This window comes from Parashewanella curva, from assembly GCF_003675895.1.
In the GTDB taxonomy this organism is placed as follows: Bacteria; Pseudomonadota; Gammaproteobacteria; order Enterobacterales; family Shewanellaceae; genus Parashewanella; species Parashewanella curva.
On the sequence record NZ_ML014764.1, the window covers coordinates 40,281 to 61,581 of the forward strand.

Annotated in this window: 19 protein-coding genes; 13 read left to right on the top strand and 6 right to left on the bottom strand. The window is 38.8% G+C overall.

The window, feature by feature from the left end:
• The first annotated feature begins 1 nt into the window (after window position 1).
• The 3 genes from D5018_RS06680 (at window position 2) to D5018_RS06690 (ending at window position 1,682) form a co-directional block, all read left to right on the top strand.
• Complete coding sequence (locus tag D5018_RS06680) at window positions 2-577, top strand: YajG family lipoprotein (protein WP_121838233.1); 576 nt, start codon at window positions 2-4, stop codon at window positions 575-577.
• Between the two features lie 10 nt (window positions 578-587).
• On the top strand, window positions 588-1,172 hold the full coding sequence (locus D5018_RS06685) for a peptidylprolyl isomerase (RefSeq protein ID WP_121838234.1): 585 nt from the start codon (window positions 588-590) through the stop codon (window positions 1,170-1,172).
• Window positions 1,173-1,334: 162 nt separating this feature from the next.
• Window positions 1,335-1,682 carry a hypothetical protein gene (locus tag D5018_RS06690; protein WP_121838235.1) on the top strand — a complete coding sequence of 116 codons (348 nt, stop codon included), beginning with the start codon at window positions 1,335-1,337 and terminating at the stop codon, window positions 1,680-1,682.
• Window positions 1,683-1,756: 74 nt separating this feature from the next.
• Here D5018_RS06690 and D5018_RS06695 read toward each other — a convergent pair whose 3' ends face one another.
• A complete protein-coding gene (locus D5018_RS06695; protein ID WP_121838236.1) occupies window positions 1,757-2,674 on the bottom strand; it encodes a hypothetical protein in 918 nt (305 codons plus the stop codon).
• A gap of 395 nt (window positions 2,675-3,069) precedes the next feature.
• Entirely contained in the window at window positions 3,070-3,432 is a 363-nt protein-coding gene (locus D5018_RS06700; RefSeq protein WP_121838237.1) for a hypothetical protein, read from the bottom strand.
• Between the two features lie 227 nt (window positions 3,433-3,659).
• Between D5018_RS06700 and D5018_RS06705 the strand changes: the two genes are divergently transcribed.
• Window positions 3,660-5,012 carry an AmpG family muropeptide MFS transporter gene (locus D5018_RS06705; protein WP_121838238.1) on the top strand — a complete coding sequence of 451 codons (1,353 nt, stop codon included), beginning with the start codon at window positions 3,660-3,662 and terminating at the stop codon, window positions 5,010-5,012.
• Here the strand turns inward: D5018_RS06705 and D5018_RS06710 are convergent.
• From D5018_RS06710 to tolC, 4 genes are all read right to left on the bottom strand, one after another.
• Window positions 5,005-6,639, bottom strand: coding sequence for a hypothetical protein (locus D5018_RS06710; protein ID WP_121838239.1), 1,635 nt, complete (start codon window positions 6,637-6,639; stop codon window positions 5,005-5,007). The genes D5018_RS06705 and D5018_RS06710 overlap by 8 nt on opposite strands.
• A gap of 207 nt (window positions 6,640-6,846) precedes the next feature.
• Window positions 6,847-8,955: a hypothetical protein gene (locus D5018_RS06715; protein ID WP_121838240.1), complete on the bottom strand. Its 2,109-nt coding sequence runs from the start codon at window positions 8,953-8,955 to the stop codon at window positions 6,847-6,849.
• A gap of 149 nt (window positions 8,956-9,104) precedes the next feature.
• A complete protein-coding gene (locus tag D5018_RS06720; RefSeq protein WP_121838241.1) occupies window positions 9,105-9,962 on the bottom strand; it encodes a TIGR03899 family protein in 858 nt (285 codons plus the stop codon).
• Window positions 9,963-10,131: 169 nt separating this feature from the next.
• The gene (gene tolC / locus D5018_RS06725; protein WP_121838272.1) at window positions 10,132-11,478 is read right to left on the bottom strand and encodes an outer membrane channel protein TolC; all 1,347 of its coding nucleotides are present in this window, start codon (window positions 11,476-11,478) and stop codon (window positions 10,132-10,134) included.
• A gap of 246 nt (window positions 11,479-11,724) precedes the next feature.
• On the opposite strand from tolC, the gene nudF reads away from it, so the two are divergent.
• The 9 genes from nudF (at window position 11,725) to D5018_RS06770 (ending at window position 21,300) form a co-directional block, all read left to right on the top strand.
• Complete coding sequence (gene nudF, locus D5018_RS06730) at window positions 11,725-12,324, top strand: ADP-ribose diphosphatase (protein WP_121838242.1); 600 nt, start codon at window positions 11,725-11,727, stop codon at window positions 12,322-12,324.
• An 8-nt stretch (window positions 12,325-12,332) separates the two neighbouring features.
• Window positions 12,333-12,758, top strand: a complete 426-nt coding sequence (locus tag D5018_RS06735) for a DUF1249 domain-containing protein (RefSeq protein ID WP_121838243.1) — start codon at window positions 12,333-12,335, stop codon at window positions 12,756-12,758.
• Window positions 12,758-13,615, top strand: a complete 858-nt coding sequence (gene cpdA / locus D5018_RS06740; RefSeq protein ID WP_121838244.1) for a 3',5'-cyclic-AMP phosphodiesterase — start codon at window positions 12,758-12,760, stop codon at window positions 13,613-13,615. Before D5018_RS06735 ends, cpdA begins: the two co-directional genes overlap by 1 nt.
• 28 nt (window positions 13,616-13,643) lie before the next feature.
• Window positions 13,644-14,225 (top strand): YqiA/YcfP family alpha/beta fold hydrolase, encoded by a 582-nt coding sequence (locus tag D5018_RS06745; protein WP_121838245.1) that lies wholly within the window; start codon window positions 13,644-13,646, stop codon window positions 14,223-14,225.
• A gap of 77 nt (window positions 14,226-14,302) precedes the next feature.
• Window positions 14,303-16,189, top strand: a complete 1,887-nt coding sequence (gene parE / locus D5018_RS06750; protein WP_121838246.1) for a DNA topoisomerase IV subunit B — start codon at window positions 14,303-14,305, stop codon at window positions 16,187-16,189.
• 193 nt (window positions 16,190-16,382) lie between these two features.
• A complete protein-coding gene (locus D5018_RS06755) occupies window positions 16,383-17,003 on the top strand; it encodes a TnsA endonuclease N-terminal domain-containing protein (protein WP_165905009.1) in 621 nt (206 codons plus the stop codon).
• A complete protein-coding gene (locus D5018_RS06760; RefSeq protein ID WP_121838248.1) occupies window positions 16,987-18,993 on the top strand; it encodes a Mu transposase C-terminal domain-containing protein in 2,007 nt (668 codons plus the stop codon). The genes D5018_RS06755 and D5018_RS06760 overlap by 17 nt, the downstream gene beginning before the upstream one ends.
• Before the next feature lie 18 nt (window positions 18,994-19,011).
• The gene (locus D5018_RS06765; protein WP_121838249.1) at window positions 19,012-20,043 is read left to right on the top strand and encodes a TniB family NTP-binding protein; all 1,032 of its coding nucleotides are present in this window, start codon (window positions 19,012-19,014) and stop codon (window positions 20,041-20,043) included.
• Window positions 20,044-20,112: 69 nt separating this feature from the next.
• Window positions 20,113-21,300 (top strand): TniQ family protein, encoded by a 1,188-nt coding sequence (locus tag D5018_RS06770; RefSeq protein WP_121838250.1) that lies wholly within the window; start codon window positions 20,113-20,115, stop codon window positions 21,298-21,300.
• The last annotated feature ends 1 nt before the right edge of the window (window position 21,301 follow it).

Below are 21,301 nucleotides of genomic sequence, written 5' to 3' on the forward strand. Positions count from 1 at the left end.
TATGAAAACGCGTGCGTTGCTGTTTATGTTAATAACGACATTAGCGGGGTGCGCCAGTACAGCCCCTACTCAAATTGTGTTATCGCCAACGGTACCACAATTTACTTCAGCCAATATCGAAGTACCTATAGTGAGCTTACAGGTCATTGATCGCCGAAAAGCGAATTTTATTGTTCGTCAAGACGACAGTAAGTCTGAGAATCGTCTTGTGGCACCATCTGAACCGCCCTCAACTTTGATTGAGCAGGCTCTTACCCAAACTCTAAAAAATAGTGGTACAGCGATAGCGCCTCATGCTTCAACGGCTATCACTATCTATATCGATGAATTGTTGGCGAATGTCACACAAGAGACCTTTAAGTATAAAGTTGACTCTAAAGTGTCGTTATCCCTACAAGTCAAAAAAGGGCGACATTCATACACCAATAGTTATCAAGTCACAGGGAACATGAATGGTTCTCTGCAATTAGATTATTCCCAATTAGAATTAGCGCTGAATAAGCTGATTAACCAAGTGACTTCAGATTTAATCAACGATCCTAAATTGATCATGTTTATTAATTCTAAGACGGGATAAGGAAAATAAAATGATAAAAAAATTATTCTGTGCCGCATTGTTGTGCTTGAGTACATCTTCGTGGGCGGTAGATATTCAACCGAATAATTTATTTCCGAAAGTAGAAATGAACACTACGATGGGCAAAATTGTCGTAGAGTTGGATCGAGACCGTGCTCCTATCACCGTCGACAATTTTCTAACTTACGTGGTGAAAGGGGAGTATGACAACACGATTTTCCACCGCATCATTCCGGAGTTTGTGGTGCAAGGTGGTGGTCTTGATCCTAAATTACAGGAAAAGCCTGAAATGAAGCCGATTGTTAATGAGTCGGGAAATGGTCTATCGAATATGACTGGAACCATTGCAATGGCAAGAGATAGTGAACCGCATAGCGCTACTCGTCAGTTCTACTTTAATGTAGCCGATAATGAGCGCTTAGATCCTTCGTCTCGACGTTGGGGGTATGCGGTGTTTGGAGAAGTGATTCAAGGGCAAGAAGTACTGATGAAAATGTCACAGGTAAAAACCGAGACAAATACTGTATTAGAATGGCCTGATGTCCCTGTAGAGCCGATTATACTTAAGAGTGCTAAATTGTTGCCAAGAGAATAAAGATTTTTTTTCAAAAAAACAAACAATACCCAAAAGTTGATCCTATACTGGATAAGCTACAAAAAAGCATTGACCTCCAAATCATTTGAAAGCGCTATGTTTGTTTTCGGGGAAGTTTGGAGATAAAAATGAGGACATAAGAAAATAATTATGAGGCGAACGATGACGACGCAAGACTTCATCGATGAAAAAGCGCCCCAACTTGCTCATTACGGCAAAGCATTTCTTAGTCAGCAGATTGATTATAATGAAGTACAACTGTATTTGTGGGACACCTTAGAAGAGTGGCAACGCTTGGATGTTCTTGGTGATACTCAAACCGACACAGAGACCGTATTTTGGCACTTACTCCACAGTTTTAGTAAATGGCCAGCCTGGGCAATCCGGGGAAATCACGTTTTACGTCAACAAATTAGTGATTGTTGTGATTTTTTAGTTGGTGATGGTACCGTCCCATACAATATTGTGGGTGCGAGACCAGATTCAGCGCAACTGCATCGAGTTGGATAATAATTATCAAAAGCAAAAATCCCCGTTATCGTGAGATATCGGGGATTTTTTATTACAGAGTGTTAACTGATGACTTATTTGAGTTTAGATAAAAACAACTCAACTGGTTTTTTATCTGTTTTTTTATGTTGCAAGCAAGCCGATATCAGTTTTATCACAACATTGATTTTATAATCTTTGGGTACACAGCTTAGATTGATGAGTGTATTTAATAACATTAAAAGTGTATTAGCTCGCTCGGTATCTGCACAATTTGTTCTTGTCTTGATCTCGGATAAATCACTTTCCGAGATAAGTTCTTCTGACAACATTGACTCAGCAATAGGAATAGGGTTTTCGGCTATGAGTAATTGGAGTTCGGCGAAACTTTTTCGCCAAGCTGTTTTGATTTGTGATTGCGAAGCATTATTGAGTGCTTCTTCTAACTCTCTCATAGATTGAGTGCCAAGTTCAGTGGAGGTTGCTATTTCTGTTGTCTCTGTCGTAATAGAAAATGCTTCTAGCTTTGTTGCGAGTTCCCTTTCCTGAGATGATTGGCTGCTTTCGGGGGTGTGAAATTTGGTAACCGCTTTTGATGGTGGTAGAGGTTTGGTTGATGGAGGTTGCAGTTGAAATTCGGTTCTCATGCGGATTGCGATATACGAACCTGTGGGATTAGTCTCTTCCATAGTTGCAGCAATCTTTTTGACACTTTCAATAGGGGAATAGCAAAATGCTAAGTGCTGCATAAGCGCGTCAAAAACAATTTCTACTTTTTCTAACCCAGATACTCCGTTTTGTGAAATTATTTTTGTACCTAATGAATGATCAACGAGATTTGCTGAGATTAACCTCCAAGTTAATCCAAGTGCCTCGTATGAAAATGCTGTAGTGATCTCATTTTTAAATTGAGCAAATTTATCACAGACAATCTGATTATCTAGGGTGAGATAATTATCTAAGGTGAGATCAAGAGGGGGGGGGATTCCATTCGCCGAAATTGCATGAGCCATAAATCAACCTTGTGAATATAATATTTATCTTGTTGATTTTAAAGTACAAAGTTTATTTTTGTGGTTGATGTTAAATTAATGTTTTTTCATGTACTTTAGTTGGTAGTATCAAATTGATTTAGAAAACCAAAACATAACCGTTGATGATTTATGAAGAAGATAATCTCGTATTCCATTTCAGAGGGGGCGTTTAAAAAATGTAGGTTAATGGTTTCTTGCCAGCTCAGTGACCTTTATGTTTGCCATAGTGGATGTGACTTCAGCAACTGTTGCAGTTTTTTGTTAAAACATGCTTGCAGAGCCACTTTGATGAAAGGTTGTAACCTGTGAATCTTTATCTGTTTTTGCTACCGAATACCCTAAACTTTGCTGCAGGAGAGGTGTTTTTGTTTGCGTCAGTAAACTCTTTTCCATTTTATTTGCAATATTAAGAGGTGCTGGGCCAGCGTTTTTGAGCAGGTCGATAATTTGTTGGAGAGTGGCTGTGGGCTCTCAGAGGTATTCACTGCTTGCCTGATAGCATTAAAGACTTTATTCGTTCTTTGCTCAGGTGTCTGGCCGTTACTAACATTCAGGACATCATGTAGGGATTTTCCGTCAATGTCTAAACATATAAAAAGCTGTCTAGCTATCACAGCAGTAGAGGTGTATAGGTGCTCCAAGAACTCTGGTCTGAAGCTTTCCAATTTATCACAAAATTGTTGGTGTTCAGAAGCCATGGAGCCAATATGGCTCGTTTCAGTAACCGCTGATGACATAATTTAATTTCTTTTTTGAATGAATATTATTACAAATTTTAATTCCTCTTACCTTGTTTGTGTAGTTGGGGTTAAGCTTTGTTTATGATTTAATTGGATTAATTTTCTTAAATATAACCAAAGCGAACGGTTTGATGATATTTGTTTGTCATAGAGTTGTCATTGGAATGGAACTCATTATCAGACTCCGCTATCCTGATGGTAACTACCGCCTATAATTTTTAACTATGCCATTTGTCTCGAGTTTGAAAGACGCTTTATCAGTTTATGCCCATAAACGTGTGTTGATTTTATTACTTCTCGGATTCTCTTCTGGCTTACCTCTCATGCTGGTATTTTCAACCTTGTCTTTTTGGCTTAGGGAAGCGGGGGTAGACCGAACTGCAATTGGGTATTTTAGTTGGGTCGCCTTAATCTATGGATTTAAGTGGGTGTGGTCGCCATTGGTAGATAGATTAACTCTACCTATTCTGACTTCTTTGTTAGGTCGGCGAAGAAGCTGGATGATTTTGGCGCAAAGTCTACTCGTAGTGGCGATATTAGGCATGTCCATGAGCGACCCTTTAAGCCACTTAGACCACCTTGCCTTATTTGCGTTACTTGTAGCGTTCGCTTCGGCCACTCAAGATATTGCCGTAGATGCGTTTCGTATTGAATCGGCGGAAGAAAAAATGCAAGCGGCATTAGCAGCAGCATATCAAGTGGGATATCGCAGTGCCATGATTATTGCTACGGCAGGGGCGTTAACCATAGCAGCTTGGGTTGATCCTAGTGACGGTTATCATCTGCAGGCTTGGCAAACGTCGTATCAAGTGATGGCTGGGCTAATGGTCATCGGAATGATCGTAACTCTTTGTGCCAAAGAGCCTGAAGTGGATGTTCAATCTCGTGTTCAAGCCGATAATAATATCAAACAAGCATACCGACAGCGTTATCCTAAAGTATTAGCCGATGGCTTAGCTTGGTTTTATCAGGCCTGTATAGTACCTTTTGTGGATTTCTTTCAACGCTATGGTAGACACGCTCTGTTGATTTTATTACTGATCTCCACTTATCGCATTTCTGATATTGTGATGGGTGTGATGGCGAATGTGTTTTATGTGGATATGGGATTTAGCAAAACCGAAATTGCTTCTATCAGCAAAGTGTATGGCTTGATCATGACACTGGTGGGTTCTGCTGCTGGTGGTTTATTGGTGGTGCGCTATGGCACCATGAAGATTTTATTCTTTGGTGCTTTGTTGGTGGCAATTACCAATATGTTGTATGCCATTCAAGCTGTAGTTGGCTATAACATACCATTATTGACCGTATTCATTTCGATTGATAACTTTAGTGGTGGAGTGGCGACGGCTGCCTTTATTGCTTATTTATCGAGCTTAACCAGTAGCGGTTACAGTGCCACTCAGTATGCACTATTGTCTTCAATTATGCTGATGTTCCCTAAGTTTGTTGCTGGGTTTTCAGGGGCCTATGTGGATGCTTTTGGCTATGTGAACTTCTATATTGCTTCAAGTTTAATTGGGTTCCCTGTTCTATTGTTGGTTTATTTGGTGAGTCGTAATGGAAGCGCTAAGTGAGGTTGTCAGCGTTAGGCTCAACCTCAACTTCTTCAAATTCAGCATCGTCGTTTTCAGCTAGGCTCATTGGCACGTCTTCAAACATAGAAGCCAGCTTTTTCTCACTTGGCTGTAGGATTTGACAATCGACAATTAATTTCAATAAATACTGTTGTTTGTCTAGGTTAATACTTTTCCAATCTATAGGGTATTCATCGGCATAGGTGGCCAACTTCTCGATGGAGTAGGCCACATACTTAGTGCATTGTTCCCAATCGAGGTCATTTTGCCATTCAGTACGCATCGCTCTGATGTTCTCTGGATAAGAAGAGAAGGTTTTACGTGAATCAACTAGAATCGCGCCTTGTTTCGAAATGATACAAAAGACAGCGTGTTTTGAATCTAAGCTGTCTCGCTTAAGGGCTATGGGGATAAGTAATAATTGCTGCTTGATATAAGCAGGAAAAGCTGAGAACTCAGCATGAGCTTCACTTAAATAATCTGCCAGTTGGTTTTCATCAACCTGAACATGAGTGGAGATGATGACATGCTTTAATTGTGAAATATTGAGTGATTTATCTAATTCACAATCAATGTTAGAGGGTGTTGTTCTTCGAGAATCGACCGTTGGCCTTGCCCCGCCATTCCGCAAATAAATAAAAGCGTCTTTAGCAAAATCAGCTACGGTGCTTAGATTGTTTCCAGCTGCTACTTGTATTCTATTTGCCACAAATGATTTATATTCTTTTGCATGGGCTAATGCTTGTTCATACGTCATTTCATAGGGGAATTCGGCTTCTGAATTTCTCGAATTTAATTGTGGAGCATGCGCCAAAGAAGAGGTTGGAACTTGATAAAAGTAACATTTCCCCAGTTTATGGGAAACAAAGGCTAAAAGTTCAAATTTATCGTTCAGCTTATGCTTATCGTCATACATTTTTTGCTTGAATGATGTTTGCAGCAATTTTTTTTGTAGGGCATCGAAACTGCCACGAATTAATTGGTGAACCGCATATGATTGTTCTTGTAAGTTACCAGCTTTAAAGGCAAAGGGGACTAATGTCAGTACATTTTTTTCTTTTTCTGTAATTTGATAAAACAAATGCTCTGCTCGTTCACCCAATGAGTTTGAGATAGTTACGCTAACGGCTTTTAAATCCGGATTATCGCTCATTAATTTTAGGAGCTGTGAGAAGCCGATAAGCATTTTGGAGTTTGCATCATAAAGTAAGCTAAACTCTCCTCGATTTTCCTTGGGGAGAGCCTTAAACTGAGCTTTTGCTGCTGCTAGGGTTTGCCATTGGTTAAAGGCTTGAGTAACGCTGGCTGCTAGCCGTTCTACTGACGGCTTAGTATCGGCATTACCAATAAAAAACAATCGATATTGATCAGTATCTTTTTTTAAAACACGAAAAACAACCGATAGCTTTTTAGCACGGTCATTTTCATTAACAAGTTGGATTTTTAGTTCAGTCTGCAGCTGTCGGGTATTTGAGCTCTCTGGAGTAATCGGTGGAGTTGAGATATTTAGGAGCGCTGGAACAATATCTTCGAACCCTTTGACATTAGATACATCATCTGCTGTTGCATCATAAAATACTTGGGGTAGGCAAGCAGCTGCTTGTAACGATTGAGTGTCTATAGCCACCAGAAGTCCTTAAAAATAGAGAAAACTGATGCTAGATATTAGGGAAATGTTAACGATAAACCAAGAGAGATAAAATAATATGTAAATTCTTTTCCTTATTAATCAGTGCGTTATGGGTAGAGATGCGTTAAAATTAATCCTCCATTAATAATGAATTTAATTACTTGAAATTACGACCTTTTATTACTCAATTATTTTTGTATTATTTTAGGACTCAGATTCAGATTCAGATTCAGATTCAGATTCAGGAATGGGGTCAGGTAATTGACCTACGAACACATATTGTAAGTCGTCTACCATCACGGTTTTAGCTCTTGTTCTACTCTCAAACATAGACTGTGTTAGCTCCTCCTTATCTTCTATACCAACAAGCACATATTCAGGCTCTTGTTGTGTTGACTGAGTTATTTTCAAAGTCGTAGTTAAATCTTTATAAGTAATTGAACATTCATTACTATTGTGAGTGGAGTCTGTAGAAAGGAGTTCAGTACGAGCACCTTCACTCATGGCTGCGCTGGATGGGTCTTCTTCAATAGAGCTTTGTTGTTTATCAGTTAAGGTAGTAGAGTGACTTGAGCTTAACTCAGAGTCACTTGTTTGCTCAGCTTCGAAGTCAAACTGTTGTTGTGCACTCAACAAGGTGTGCTCAGCAGTTAGACTCACAAATTCAGCCTCATCGCTTTCTGGATTACTTCTTTCTACTTCTTCAAATAGCGACGCTAATTCATCATTACTAGGTCGTTGAATTTGATTTCTTAAAATCTGTTTTAAAAGGTTACGCTGCTCTTTAAAAGAAAATGAATCCCAATTTGTAGGGTGACTATTAATATAAGCGGCTAACTGCATGATAGTATAGGTGACATACAGGTTGCATCGCTCTACATCTAACGCTTCTTGCCAGTTTGTGCGTATCACATTGACTTTTCTTGAGTATTTATCAGAAAGAATTTTGGAGTCAACTAAAATCGCTCCTTTTTTTGTCACCACACAAAATACAGAATGCTTTGCCTGTGCTTTATTTCGATGTAATCCGATAGGAATGAACAACAATTGTTTTTGAGCAAAAGGTGCCAATGCCGCAAATTGCTCTACGGCTTCTTCCATAAAATTAGGAAGCTGATCTTCGTCAAGAATAATATGATTCTCTATCAACACATCTCGCTGTGCCGGAATGTCAAGGTGTTTTTCTAAGGCACAATCAATGTTTACTGGTGTGGCCGTTTGTGCTTCATCAGTTGATTTAGTGATCTTGGTTCTAAAAAAACGCAGAGTGGACTCGAAATCAAAATGCCTTAATCTATTTGCTGGAATATCATATTTATGCTTTCGCTTTGCTTGCGTTTTAGCTTCCTTAAAGGTTAATTTTTTAAGGGGGGGAATTCCTGCTATTTTTGACGCTGCTTTAGGGGAAACCATATCAAAAAATATCGGAATCTGATAAAAATAGCACTTTTCTTGTTTATCAGAATAAAAAGCGACTAGCTCATATATATCATTCGGTTTTGGTCTAAATTCTTTTGCGAGAAGCTTGGCTTGAAGTACATTAAAGGTCTTATGGATCAACGCATAAGATGTGCTACATTCTTTATCTGTTACAGATAAATCCATTGAGCTGTGCGCCAGCAAACGTAAGCCTTCATCTTCCTTTTGGACAACGAAATAGAGTTCATCAACTATCTGATGTGTGAGGGAGGAAATGACTTTTACTTTTAAGGCTTGCAATGTGGCTTTCTGTGCCATTAATACATTTAGTTGATTCAGTCCCATAACCATTTTCTTTTTTCGATCCCACACAACAGTGACTTCTCCACAATGCTGTTCAGGTAGGCCCATGAGTTGTGATGTGATCATTATTGGTTTAGGAATATAATCGAATTGATATGGCTTATTTACACAAGATGCTTTGTCAATATGGGCAGTTGGTTTATAGGTTGCTACAATAGAGTATCTATTGATGATCCACTCATTGGGAAAAAAAGCAGCTGAAATTGCTTTTTTCCATTGGTTATAGGCATCATAAACATGGATAGCAGCTTGACTGCTAGAGTCGCAATCATCGTTTTCTGCATCAAAAAATAATTCGTAATGGTTATTATTACTTTCAATTACATTAAAATAGACAGCTCTTGTTGCTGAGGGATCATTTTCATCAACAATTTTGATCTGTAGCAGTTTTTGATCCCGCAGGCTTAGCGGAATGCTCTCTAGCCCTTTAATTGTTTGTAGTCCATTTTCCTGCTTGCTGCCGTCACTCCAAAATACTTCAATAGGGAGGGCAGCAGTTGCTTTTGATAGTGAAACAGACCCTTCAGCCACCTGCATTCCTTAAGTTAATAAAAACACCTATGCTTTCATACTAGAGATATTGTAGCCAGTATGCCAAATATGAAAAACACGAATGTTATAGTAATTACTTTAAAATCAGTTGTTTAGTTTTTTGTGGGGGTGAAATATTAATCCACTATTCATTTAGAATTTATTTTTCTAGTTGAATCAGTAATTTGAAAGTCTGTATTTAGAAATTCTGATAAAGCGAGATTTGCTTGCTTCGTTTGAGGACGAGGAGGAAGTAACTGAGCGAGCTCATTTCCAATCAATGAAAAGCGGTAATAGCCTAATACCAGTTGGCGGTGCTTGGGGGTAAGGTGCAAGGTGTCAAGTCCAAAATCCAGTAATACGGGCTGTTTAGCGGCAAGTTGGCCAGTTTCGAATTCCTGCTTAAGTAAAATACCGGCCTCAATAAGCGTTACGATATACGAGTATGGTATCCCAACTTTTGCTAAATTGAGCGTTTGCTTAGGGGACTTGCTGAGCCAATGTCGCCAACCGCCGGTAATACGATAATGGCTTAACAATTTAACCTGTGGATCACGATTAATGGTACAGGTTAATGAAGTCACTTTTTCCATGATTTGCGCTTCTTTTTGGGTAAGTTGAGTTAAGCGCTTTAAAGTGGCGATACTGAAATGGCCGGGAGATGTAATTTCTCGAGTAAGGATCTTCGCCCATAACTCTTGCATCTTTGGGTTATGGATAGTTTCGGCTAAATTATAAAAATGGTGAAGCCAATCGGGATCAAGTTCAGCTCCTGTCACATTCGCAGGGGTCAATGCCAAAGCTTGTTTGTATATGGCTTCTAGATTTTTTTGGAAAACAGATGCTTGTTGCTCGTTTCGATACTTCGCCCGTTCGGTTAAAGAAGCGTTACTGGGTTGATATTTACCATCTGCGGCCAATCCAATCCTCGGCGCTAAACTAAGTAGCTTACGCTTAGCTGATACATCTTTGGTTTTATCATCTATTTGAGAAACAGAAATGCTCATAACACCGTGGCTACTGCGAATTTTATTGACAAATAGTAACCGTATTTTGAGCAGAGTAACAACAGATTCATATTATTTTTACATCCATGATGCAAAACCAGTGATGATCAGGAAATAAAAAACCGCACTCTGCTTGGTGCGGTTTTTATAGTGGAAAGCTTGAAAAAGATTATTTATTCAAACCATTATTAATGGCGATAATATCATCTTCATTCAATGTTCCTGCAGCTTGTTTTAGCGCAAGAATTGACTTTATGTATGAGTAGCGGGCATCAGAAAGCTGTCGTTTCGAGTTATATAAATCACGAGTACGATTTAAAACGTCAACAATGGTACGAGTTCCCACTTCAAAACCAGCTTGTGTGGCTTTCAAAGCACTTTCAGAAGAAAGTACAGACTGCTCATAGGCTTTAATAGAACTTATAGATGCTTTTACATTGTTAAAGTTATTACGCACATTTTTCACAACGCTGCGATGAGTTTGCTCTAATTTTTGGCTAGCGGTAACGTAGGCGTATTGCGCTTGCTTAACTTGTGATGATACCGCAAAGCCTTGGAAAATAGGCACGTTTAAGGTTACACCAATTGAGCGGCTATCACTGTCGGCGATGTTATCAAAAACTGTATTTCTATTTAGAGGGTTAGTCGGGTCTACTGGTATTTGCCCTTTACCATTGAAATTCTTGTTGTAGCTGCCATTTAAACTCAAGGTTGGTAAATGACCTGCCCATTGAGCATCAATTGCTTCTTTTGCGATTTCTTTACCAATCTTATCAGACGTTAGAGCAATACTTTTGTTTTCGGCAAGTTTTAGCCATTCATTACTCGACTGAGGTGACGGTGGCGTAGCTGAAAAACGTTTAGTATCTAAGGTATCAATGTTCAAATGGTCCACACCAGTGATTTCACGTAGTGCTTCATAACTGTTATCCAGCGTATTTTGCGCTAATATTTCAGATGCAGTGGCTAAGTCATATTGCGCTTGCGCCTCATGAACATCGGTAATCGCTGTTAGACCTACCGCAAAACGTTGTTTGGTTTGCTCTAGCTGACGATCAATTGCACGCTTTTCGGCTTTCTTAAATTCGTAGTCATCTTTAGCGGTTAATACATCGAAGTATGCTGAAGTGACGCGCATCATTAGATCTTGCAATGCACCCGCATATTGAGAATCTGCTTGAGTGGCGGCCTTTTCTGCGAGATCGAGCCCAATCCATACACTGTGATTATAAAGGTTTTGGCTAAGTGTTACCCCAGCGCTGTAACCCTGAGCATTTGGGTTAGAATTAGCCCAAGTTTTGTTATAACCAACGGTACCACTGATGGTCGGCATTAATCCTGAGCGATTTTGCTCAATTTTTTCAAACAACGAGTCACGCTGTGCTTTAGCTTGTAGCACGATTGGATCGTTCGTCAGTGCTTGTTGATAAATCTGAAGTAAATTATCAGCATATGCCGCTGAAGACGTTGCCGCGAAGGCCAGTGCTGCGCATATGGATTTCATCTTAAATTTCATTTTCTGCCCTTTAGACATGATGCCTTTGTTCAAGACAATAACCTTAAAATTTACCTAAATTAATTGGTATTTATCTACCTTAAATTATTTTAGGTGGTTGGCGCTTCCCGACGCTTTCCTGTACAACTAGATGATAAATAGTAAAAATGAATTCTATTTCAGTCAACTTCGAAGTGTAACAGATTTTATCAGCTATCTGTGTGTTAACCTTAGAGAAAATTGAAACTGTCGGTTGCAAGAATTGGAATGAATGAATTTAACGATAATGATGTACAGTTGTTGAGTAAGCAAACGGTTTTTCAAGGCTTTTTTAAAGTTGAGGAATACCAATTTGTTCATCGGTTATTTGCAGGAGGGTGGAGCCAGCCTGTAAGTCGAGAAGTGTTTGAGCGTGGAGATGCGGTTGTGGTATTACCTTATGATCCTGTATTGGATCAAGTGGTGCTTATAGAGCAAATACGTATTCCGGCATTGGGTAAAAGTGAAAGCCCTTGGTTATTAGAGTTAGTGGCTGGTATGGTTGATAAAAATCGCACACCAGAGCAAGTAGCCCACGCTGAACTTGCAGAAGAAGCTGGGGTGGTGGCTCAAACACTGACGCCTGTTAATCAAATATTGGTTAGTCCAGGCGGCACATCAGAGCGTTTTTTCTTTTATTGGGCCAAAGTGGATGCTTCCAAGGCGCAAGGATTTCACGGTTTAGATTCGGAGCAAGAGGACATTAAAGTGCATGTGGTCTCAAGAGCCCAAGCTTATCAATGGTTGGAGCAAGGAAAAATTAACAATGCCGCTACAGTCATTGGATTACAATGGCTACAATTACACTATCAAGAAATTCAAGGTTGATAGCCAGCATGCTGAACACAAAGCCTCAATACCGACCTAATGTTAGTCAATATTTAGCCTTGTGCGGCCGAAACTATCATGCACTATTACGTTGGCTGCCAGTTGAGGCAGATATTGGCGATACATGGTCAGTTTCTAGAGGTTCAGTTCAATTAGAAGCCCAACTTTTTGAGAATACCAAATATACTCAGCTTATTGAGATACGTCGCAGCTTTCCTGCGAATAATTATATTAAACAGCCCAAAGTGTTAGTGCGGTTATATCATGATGCTCAGTTGGCAGAAGTGTTAAGCAGTCAACAGATTTATCAACTCTTACCAGTGTATGATTACCCGAATCCAAAAATGCATCAAACTAATGAAAAATATCAAATGAATGCATTTTTATCTGAATTACTCATATTAGGTTGCCAAACGGCAATTGAAGATGAATGATGGATAGGGAAAGTACATTGACTAACTTCAGTTCCACCTACACTGAAAAACAGCAGGGCTGTATCCAATTATTGCAGATCACTGACACACATTTATTCGCTTCTGATGAAGGACAACTTTTGGGTGTTAACACCTCGAAGAGTTTTGAGGCGGTTATAGAATTAGCCATCAATAATGACCATCACGCTGATTTGATGTTAATGACCGGAGATATCAGCCAAGACAATAGTGTTGAGTCTTATCATCGCTTCGCCAAGCAAAGTCAGGCGCTTGGATTACCTTGTCACTTTGTACCGGGTAATCACGATGAAAATTATATGATGCATCAAGCGTTACAAGGGAAGCAACTTTTTCCTCAAAAGCATGTGATTTTTGATAATTGGCATATTGTAATGCTCGACTCCACGATTGAGGGTAAGCCAGCTGGACGTGTTGAAGAAGATCAATTTGAATTTGTAGATCAAGTTATACAATCCTATCCAGAGAAACATTTACTTGTTGTTATGCATCATCATCCTATCCCTGTCGGTTGCCGTTGGCTTGATCAACATTGGGTTCAAAATGGAGATGAATTTCTAGCGAGAGTCGGAGCCTACTCTCAAGTTAAAGGGATTGTTTGGGGGCATGTTCACCAAGAGGTAAATGAAGTTTACAAAGGACAACATGGGAATATCCCACTGCTTGCTACGCCGTCAACCTGTATTCAATTTACGCCTAAGTCTAATCACTTTGCATTGGATGGATTGCAGCCGGGTTATCGATTGCTGCAATTACAGAGTGATGGTAGCATTCGAACAACTGTTTATCGTGTTAAAGGTGAGCGTTTTTCACCTGAGCATGAAGCCAGCGGATATTAGTAGGTTAATTTCCGCAGTGTGAGGAACTATGCTGCTTTATATTCATGGATTTAACAGCTCCCCTCAGTCAGAAAAAGGACTTGAGACGGCGCAATTTATTGGACAGCATTTTCCTGATTTACCCTTTTATCAGCCACAACTTCCTTATTGTCCACGTAAAGCAATGGCACTACTAAAAAGCATTGTGGAAACGGCGAAACAAGATGTGCACCCACTACGCTTTATAGGTTCGTCATTGGGTGGTTACTTTGCAACACATTTAGTTGAGCATTATGGCGGTAAAGCCGTTTTGATCAATCCAGCTGTAAAACCCTATGAATTGATGAAAGATTGGCTTGGGCAGCAATATAATCCATATACCCAAGAATACTTTGAAGTCATCCCTGAACATCAACAGCAATTACTTGAACTGGATACGCCTACCATTCGCCGACCTGATCAAATATATGTGTTACAACAAGCGCAAGATGAAGTATTGGATTACAGACAGGCATTAAGTAAGTATCATAGCTGTAAGATGACGTTGGAAGCTGGTGGTGATCATAGTTTCGTGGGTTATAAGGATCATTTACCTGCCATTGCCGAATTTTTACAGTTGACAAATTGTTAATTGGCATCGCAACATTGTTACTATAGAACAAATAGTTATACTCCCAATTATTAACCTAGAGACGCTAGAAACCAGTTATGACCAATCAATATACCTCTGATGCTATTGAAGTGCTAAACGGACTCGAGCCAGTTCAACGTCGTCCTGGCATGTATACGGATACCACCCGTCCGAACCATTTAGGTCAAGAGGTGATTGATAACAGTGTCGATGAAGCACTGGCTGGCCATGCAAGTAAAATTGATGTGATTCTACATCAAGATAACTCTCTAGAAGTGATTGATGACGGGCGTGGCATGCCGGTGGACATTCACCCTGAAGAAGGTATCCCTGGGGTGGAGTTGATCCTAACAAAGCTCCATGCGGGTGGTAAATTTTCCAATAAAAACTACCAATTTTCTGGTGGTTTGCACGGGGTGGGGATCTCAGTCGTAAACGCCTTATCAAAACGCGTAGAAATTACGGTACGCCGCAGCGCAAAAGTATATCAAATGGCGTTTGAAAATGGCGATAAGGTTGAAGAGTTACAAGAAATAGGCACTTGTGGTCGCCGCAATACAGGCACTAGAGTACATTTTTGGCCTGATGCAAGTTATTTCGATTCAGCTAATTTCTCCGTCACTAAGCTTACTTATTTGCTGAGAGCTAAAGCGGTCCTCTGCCCCGGTCTAAAAATCAAATTTGCCAACAAGCAAACGGGTGAAACCCAAGAGTGGCATTATGAAGATGGCTTAAATGACTATCTACAAGAATCCACAAAAGGGAACGAAATGCTGCCGCCAAAGCCTTTTGTTGGTAGTATGAGCGCTAAATTGGAAGCCGCTGATTGGGCCATCACATGGTTGCCAGAAGGTGGTGAATGTCTTAATGAAAGCTATGTTAACTTGATCCCAACTCCACTAGGTGGTACTCACGTCAACGGTTTCCGACAAGGCCTGCTGGAATCTATGCGAGAATTTTGCGAATTTCGTAATCTTACTCCTCGTGGTGTTAAGCTGTCGCCCGAAGACATTTGGGATCGCTCGTCATTCGTATTGTCCATCAAAATGCAAGATCCACAATTTGCAGGGCAAACCAAAGAAAAGCTTTCTAGTCGTCAAAGTGCCGCTTTTGTTTCTGGTATCGTTCGTGACGCCTTCTCTTTGTGGTTAAATTCCAATACCGAATACGCTGAAGCGTTGGCGGAAATGTGCATCAACAATGCACAAAAACGCTTAAAAGCTGCCAAAAAAGTCGCACGCAAAAAAGTCACTCAAGGACCAGCATTACCGGGTAAACTCACAGATTGCAGCACTCAAGATCCTATGCAAGGTGAACTCTTCTTAGTGGAGGGGGACTCGGCAGGCGGCAGTGCCAAACAAGCGCGTGATCGTGAATTTCAAGCCATCATGCCGCTACGAGGTAAAATTTTAAATACATGGGAGGTAGACGCTTCACAAGTATTAGCGTCACAAGAAGTTCATGATATTTCAGTGGCTATTGGTTGCGATCCTGATAGCGAAAACATTTCTGAACTTCGATATGGCAAAATTTGTATTCTGGCTGATGCCGACTCCGATGGATTGCACATTGCTACACTGTTATGCGCTTTATTTATGAAGCACTATCGAGTGCTAGTCGAAAAAGGCCATGTATATATTGCCATGCCACCGTTATTCCGTGTCGATATCGGTAAAGAAGTGTTTTATGCCTTAGACGAAGGGGAAAAGCAGGGCATTTTAGACCGTATTGCTGCTGAAAATAAAAAAGGCAAAGTACAAGTCACCCGATTTAAAGGTCTAGGTGAAATGAACCCGCTGCAACTTCGGGAAACCACTATGGACCCGAATACTCGCCGATTGGTGCAATTAACCATTGATGACGCCGAAGAAACTCTTGCTCTAATGGATATGTTATTGGCGAAAAAGCGTAGTGGTGATCGTAAGACTTGGCTTGAAACTAAAGGGGATTTGGCCGAAATATGACTTGATGATTACACCATAAGCTTGCATTAATACACCATAAGCTTGCATTTTGCTACACCATAAGTTTGCGCATTAACAAAGGTTAACTTGCTTTAACATAGTAAAAGGAAGAGTCTAGCGCTGTGACCACTCTGGAGCAACGCTAATGTGTAAAGACGATGAAAACAGAGGTAGGCGAGACGTCAAGAAATTGATGTCGAGATCTATAAACGTATTTCCTGCCAAAAAATCACTAGATGAGACTACTTTTACAGAAGGGACTCTTGAGGCAGACCTTTGTTACTACCTTGAATTTGACCCTAAGGTTGTAAGCTACCAGCCCCAACCTCATTGTATCAAATATTTCCTCAATGACGAAAAGCACTGTTACACAGCTGATCTATTAGTTAATTACTTTGATGGCAAGAAACGTCTTATAGAAATCAAGTATAATCGAGATATTGATCGAATTAGCGACTTTGATGACTGGCGTTTAGCTATTAAAACCGCTTGTGAGTCTCAAGGATTCGAATTTGAAGTATTAACCGAAGATGAGATTCGAAAGCAGCCACTATATGAAAATCTTACGCTACTTTGGGCTTCTCATGATAAAGCTTTAGATAAAGGCTTCTTGGTAAAAGTAATTAATACCTTAGATCAAAATGATGATGTTTTAATTTCAGATTTATTGCCTAAAGTTAACTTTGATTCAGAGCTTGAGCAAGTTTATAAGCTTATCTTCGACCGAAAGATTTTAGCGCCCATAGATACCGAGTTTTTATCAACTCAAACTTCGATTAAGCATAGTGGTGAGAGTTATGAATGCTACTTATGAAACTGGTGATTTTATAACTATCAAAAATCATGATGTTAGTCATCAATATGAAATAATCTATAGCAGCCCAGATATAATTAAATTGATTGATAGCTTTTCAGGAATTGCTTCGACAAGAAAAAGCCGAGAACTCGATGAGCTAATTGTATCCGGTATTGCAATCATTCACCAAAAAGATCTTCGCACAAGAAAGCTATTAGAAAACAATGTAATAGATTTTGCCAGTTTTCCAGAAGAGTCAAAGCAGAAGGCAAGAGAGCGATATATTTTTGTTTCTGGAATTTTAGAACAAAATTTGAAGTCGCATAGCGGAACGATACTTAAGCCTATTGTTGAACAAATTTATAACGCAAATTCATTCACTACTCTTACCAAAAAGCCAGGGGTTCGAACGGTTCAATATTGGTTAAAGAGTTTTAGAGATGCTAACTGTAGTATTCGGGCTTTACTTCCTATCCATCATGCAAAAGGGAATAGAAATGTTAAATTAGATGAAATCAAAGAGCCTTATATCGCGGCTGCGATTGAGTATTTCAAAACCCCTGAGCGACCATCAATTTCTAGTGCATATGATTATCTTAAGACATTAATTAATTATGATAATAAGATTCTTTCTAAATCAGAGAAAATAAAAGTTCCCTCTTTATCTGCATTTATAAAACGGTTAGAAAAGTTTGCTAAGAACGAAATTTTTGCTGCAAGGTTAGGTAAAGATGAAGCTAGGAAAAGGTTTAAACTTAATCAACTTTCTCAAGAAATTAAGTTTATTCTTCAGCGAGTAGAAGTTGATCATACTCAAGCAGATTTATTCATCGTAGATAGTAAGTTATCAATGATACTGGGGCGTCCGTATATCACAGTATTACTTGATTATAAGTCTAAATCAATTTTAGGGTTCTACATTGGTTTTGAGAAACCTTCCTATTTAAGTGTTGCGAGAGCATTAAAGCATTCCATTTTACCAAAAACATACCTAAAGGAACTTTATCCTGAAGTAGAGAGTGAATGGGATTGTTATGGTATTCCGAAAACATTAGCTGTTGATAGGGGAAAGGATTTTGAAAGTGTAGCCTTAATTGACGCATGTCATGATTTAAATATTAGAATTGAACGAAACCCAGCTAAACACCCTTGGTATAAAGGTTCTGTTGAATCTTTTTTTAAGAGTATCAATACTAAGTTGTTCGACGATATGAAAGGTAAGGTTTTCCCAGATATTGTTGATACTAATCTCTATAATCCTCAAGAGCATGCTGTGATAACAATGGATTTGTTTTTAAAGTTGTTCCATGTTTGGATTGTTGATGTTTATCAACAAGATTTAGTCTCTAAAGGTACAATTATTCCCCGTGTTAGCTGGCAAGAAGATCTTAAATCAGTACCTCGAAGGGTCATGAATAAGGATGATTTAGATATTGTCCTTTCAGAAACGACAGATAGAAAGAATAGCCCTGCTGGAATCGTGTTTGATCATATTTGGTATGACAATGATGAATTGTTGAAATACAGATCAGAAGTAGGATTTACTAAGGTTACTATGAAATATAACAGAGAAGACCTTGGTTTTATCTATGTTTTAGATGAGAGAAACCCTTCTTACAAGCACTACTTCAAAGTGCCTGCCGTAGATCAAAAATATGCAAAAGGGCTAAGCTTACATCAACATCAAGTGATTAAAGCGTTCAATAAAAATAAGCTGCAACAAGAGCATAATACTGAAAATTTAGCTGCTGCCAAAATGAAAATTATGCAACTGATTTCAAATTTTTTAGATTCTGCCAGTTCCAAGAAAATATCATCAAGTCAAAAGCTTTCAAGATTTATGAATGTGGGACAACAAACTGATCAAACAGTTAAGTCATCTGTTACTGATATATCAACACAAATTCCTACTGTTCAAGAGATTCATTCTGATACGGAAGAATCAAATGAGGTGCTAGAAATTTATGATGGTATTCATAACTCGTTGCCAGACAAGTTAAACTTTTAGTTCCAAAGGTTCAGAGATATGAAGCAAAAGGAAGATGATTTAATAGAAAGCCTAATTTTTTTTGTGCCTACTGACTCATTAGAAAAGACTTTGATTGCTTTGAAGGATATTCGAGAGTACAGCAAAATACACAATTATAGAGTTCCTCCCAAGTGTATGTTACTAACGGGAGAAACTGGCGTTGGTAAAACATTTTTTATCGAGCAGTACCTTGAAAGTCACCCCAGCTACGATGTGAGTTGTGATGACGGTGAAAAAACCATTGTTCCTGTATTATATTGTCAACTACCTAAGGCGAAGCACCCTAAACCAGTTGTATCACAATTGCTTAGTAAGTTAGGTGATCCTTTGAAAAGGCCAAAGGGTGATGTTAGAGAGCTGACTCAAAGTCTGGTTTATCTTCTGAAGGAAGTAAAGACAGAGTTAATTATTGTTGATGAAGTTCAGCATGCGATCGAAACAACTAATAAAAATGTTATTCAAGAAATTGGTGAATGGTTCAAAATTTTAATTAATGAAAGTCGCATACCAATCGTATTAGTTGGTGTGCCGTGGGCGAAGCCTGTAATTGATGTAAATGCGCAACTAAGAAGAAGAGTGAGATATCACTTTGAATTATCAAACTACACTCTTAAAAATTTTAATAAATTTCAAATGTTTCTTCAAAACGTTCAAAAAAAGTTACCGCTTAATGTTTATCGAACATTATGGGAGGTAGAGATGGCTTTCAGGTTATTTGCTGCTTCTCATGGCAATATTTCTGAGCTAATGGATGGAACAATCATTCCAGCTTGTGAAAATGCCATATTACAAGGAAAAAGTGTTGTAGAAGAAAGTAATTTTATTGAAGCTGTTAATGAAAATGCCAACTTTAAAGAAAAAAATCCATTCTCTATTAAATCTGTTCGTGATGTCATCGCATATCAACAAAAGACAAGTTCAAAATTCAAAAAAAATGCAAAAAGAAAAGAAGAAAGAATAGTTGATGCTATTTATACAAAAATTAAATTTGATGATTTGAAGTTATCTGAAGTTTTGTCCAAAAAGTAATAATAATTTAGAACACTAAGTACTAAACAAATTCGATTGATCTTCTAATTATCGGATTATCATCAAACAATGAAATTTCTTAAACGAATAAAATTGTTTCCAGACGAAGCACTTGAAAGTTATTTCATTCGTTGTGCTCATAGCAATGGTTTTCAAAAAATAAGCTTATTTCTTCAAAGCTTAAGTGCTTTTATTAGCCTGCGAGATAAAGAGTTAAAAGGTGCTTTATCAGCTAGCCTATCAAGGTTGAATTTACACAAAGCACATAACTCCAGTGCATATCGTGTAAGAGCAATAAAATTGCTGGAGGAATTTTGTGATTTGCAACCCAGTTGCTTGTTAAGAGTAGCTGTGTTGAGAACCAATAGACACTTTGGAAGTTATGTAGCTCTAGCAAGAAGTAATGTGCTTTTTCCAAATATCATGCTTAGAGAGCATGTAATTCCTGTTTGCCCCCTGTGCCTTCAAGAAAGAAATTATATTCGATTTATTTGGCATTTAAAGCCCATACAGCGCTGTCCTAAGCACCAAGTAAAGCTAATTTTTAACTGCCCTGAATGCGGAAATGATATCAACTACATTCAAAGTGAAAATATAGAGCTTTGCTCGTGTGGTTATGACTTTAGGCAAATCAAACCATCAGAAAAAACTGAAGAATCGATGTCGGCATCGCTTTTTGAATCATCAGAAAATGCTGACAAGCTCTCGCTAGAGTTCGGTAAATATTTGTGGTTTTCAAAGCACAGTGGTGTCGAACTCGATGATGACTACTTTCTTCCAAAGTTCAATCGCTATTTTTCAAATTGGCCTGACAATTACTTGTCTTATTTGAAAACACAAGAAAGCAAGGCTATTGAAAAGCAGACCTCAAGATTTAACCAAATTTCGGTAAACGACATTTGGTGTGAGCAATTACAGAATACGAGACTGGTAACAACAAACAGAGTGAACAATTTAGTGTTGGATCAGTTGGCTAACTATTTTATTGATTTAGTTAACCGTTATCCAAAATGCCAACATGCCAATATTGCAGATACGCTAATCAATCAAGTCGATAGTGCACTACTACTCAGGACATCAGTTGAGCAAGTGTTTCGACTGCTTGAGGATGGATACTTGAAAGTCAAGTTCGGAGTCCCAACAGAGGCTATTTATAAGCCTCATATTCCAATTTTTTACTTGAGAGAGGTTATCGAGCTAACCCAAGCACAAGGCTCAAACACTTCCATGTTTGAGCACATGATATCGGCTTGGTGAA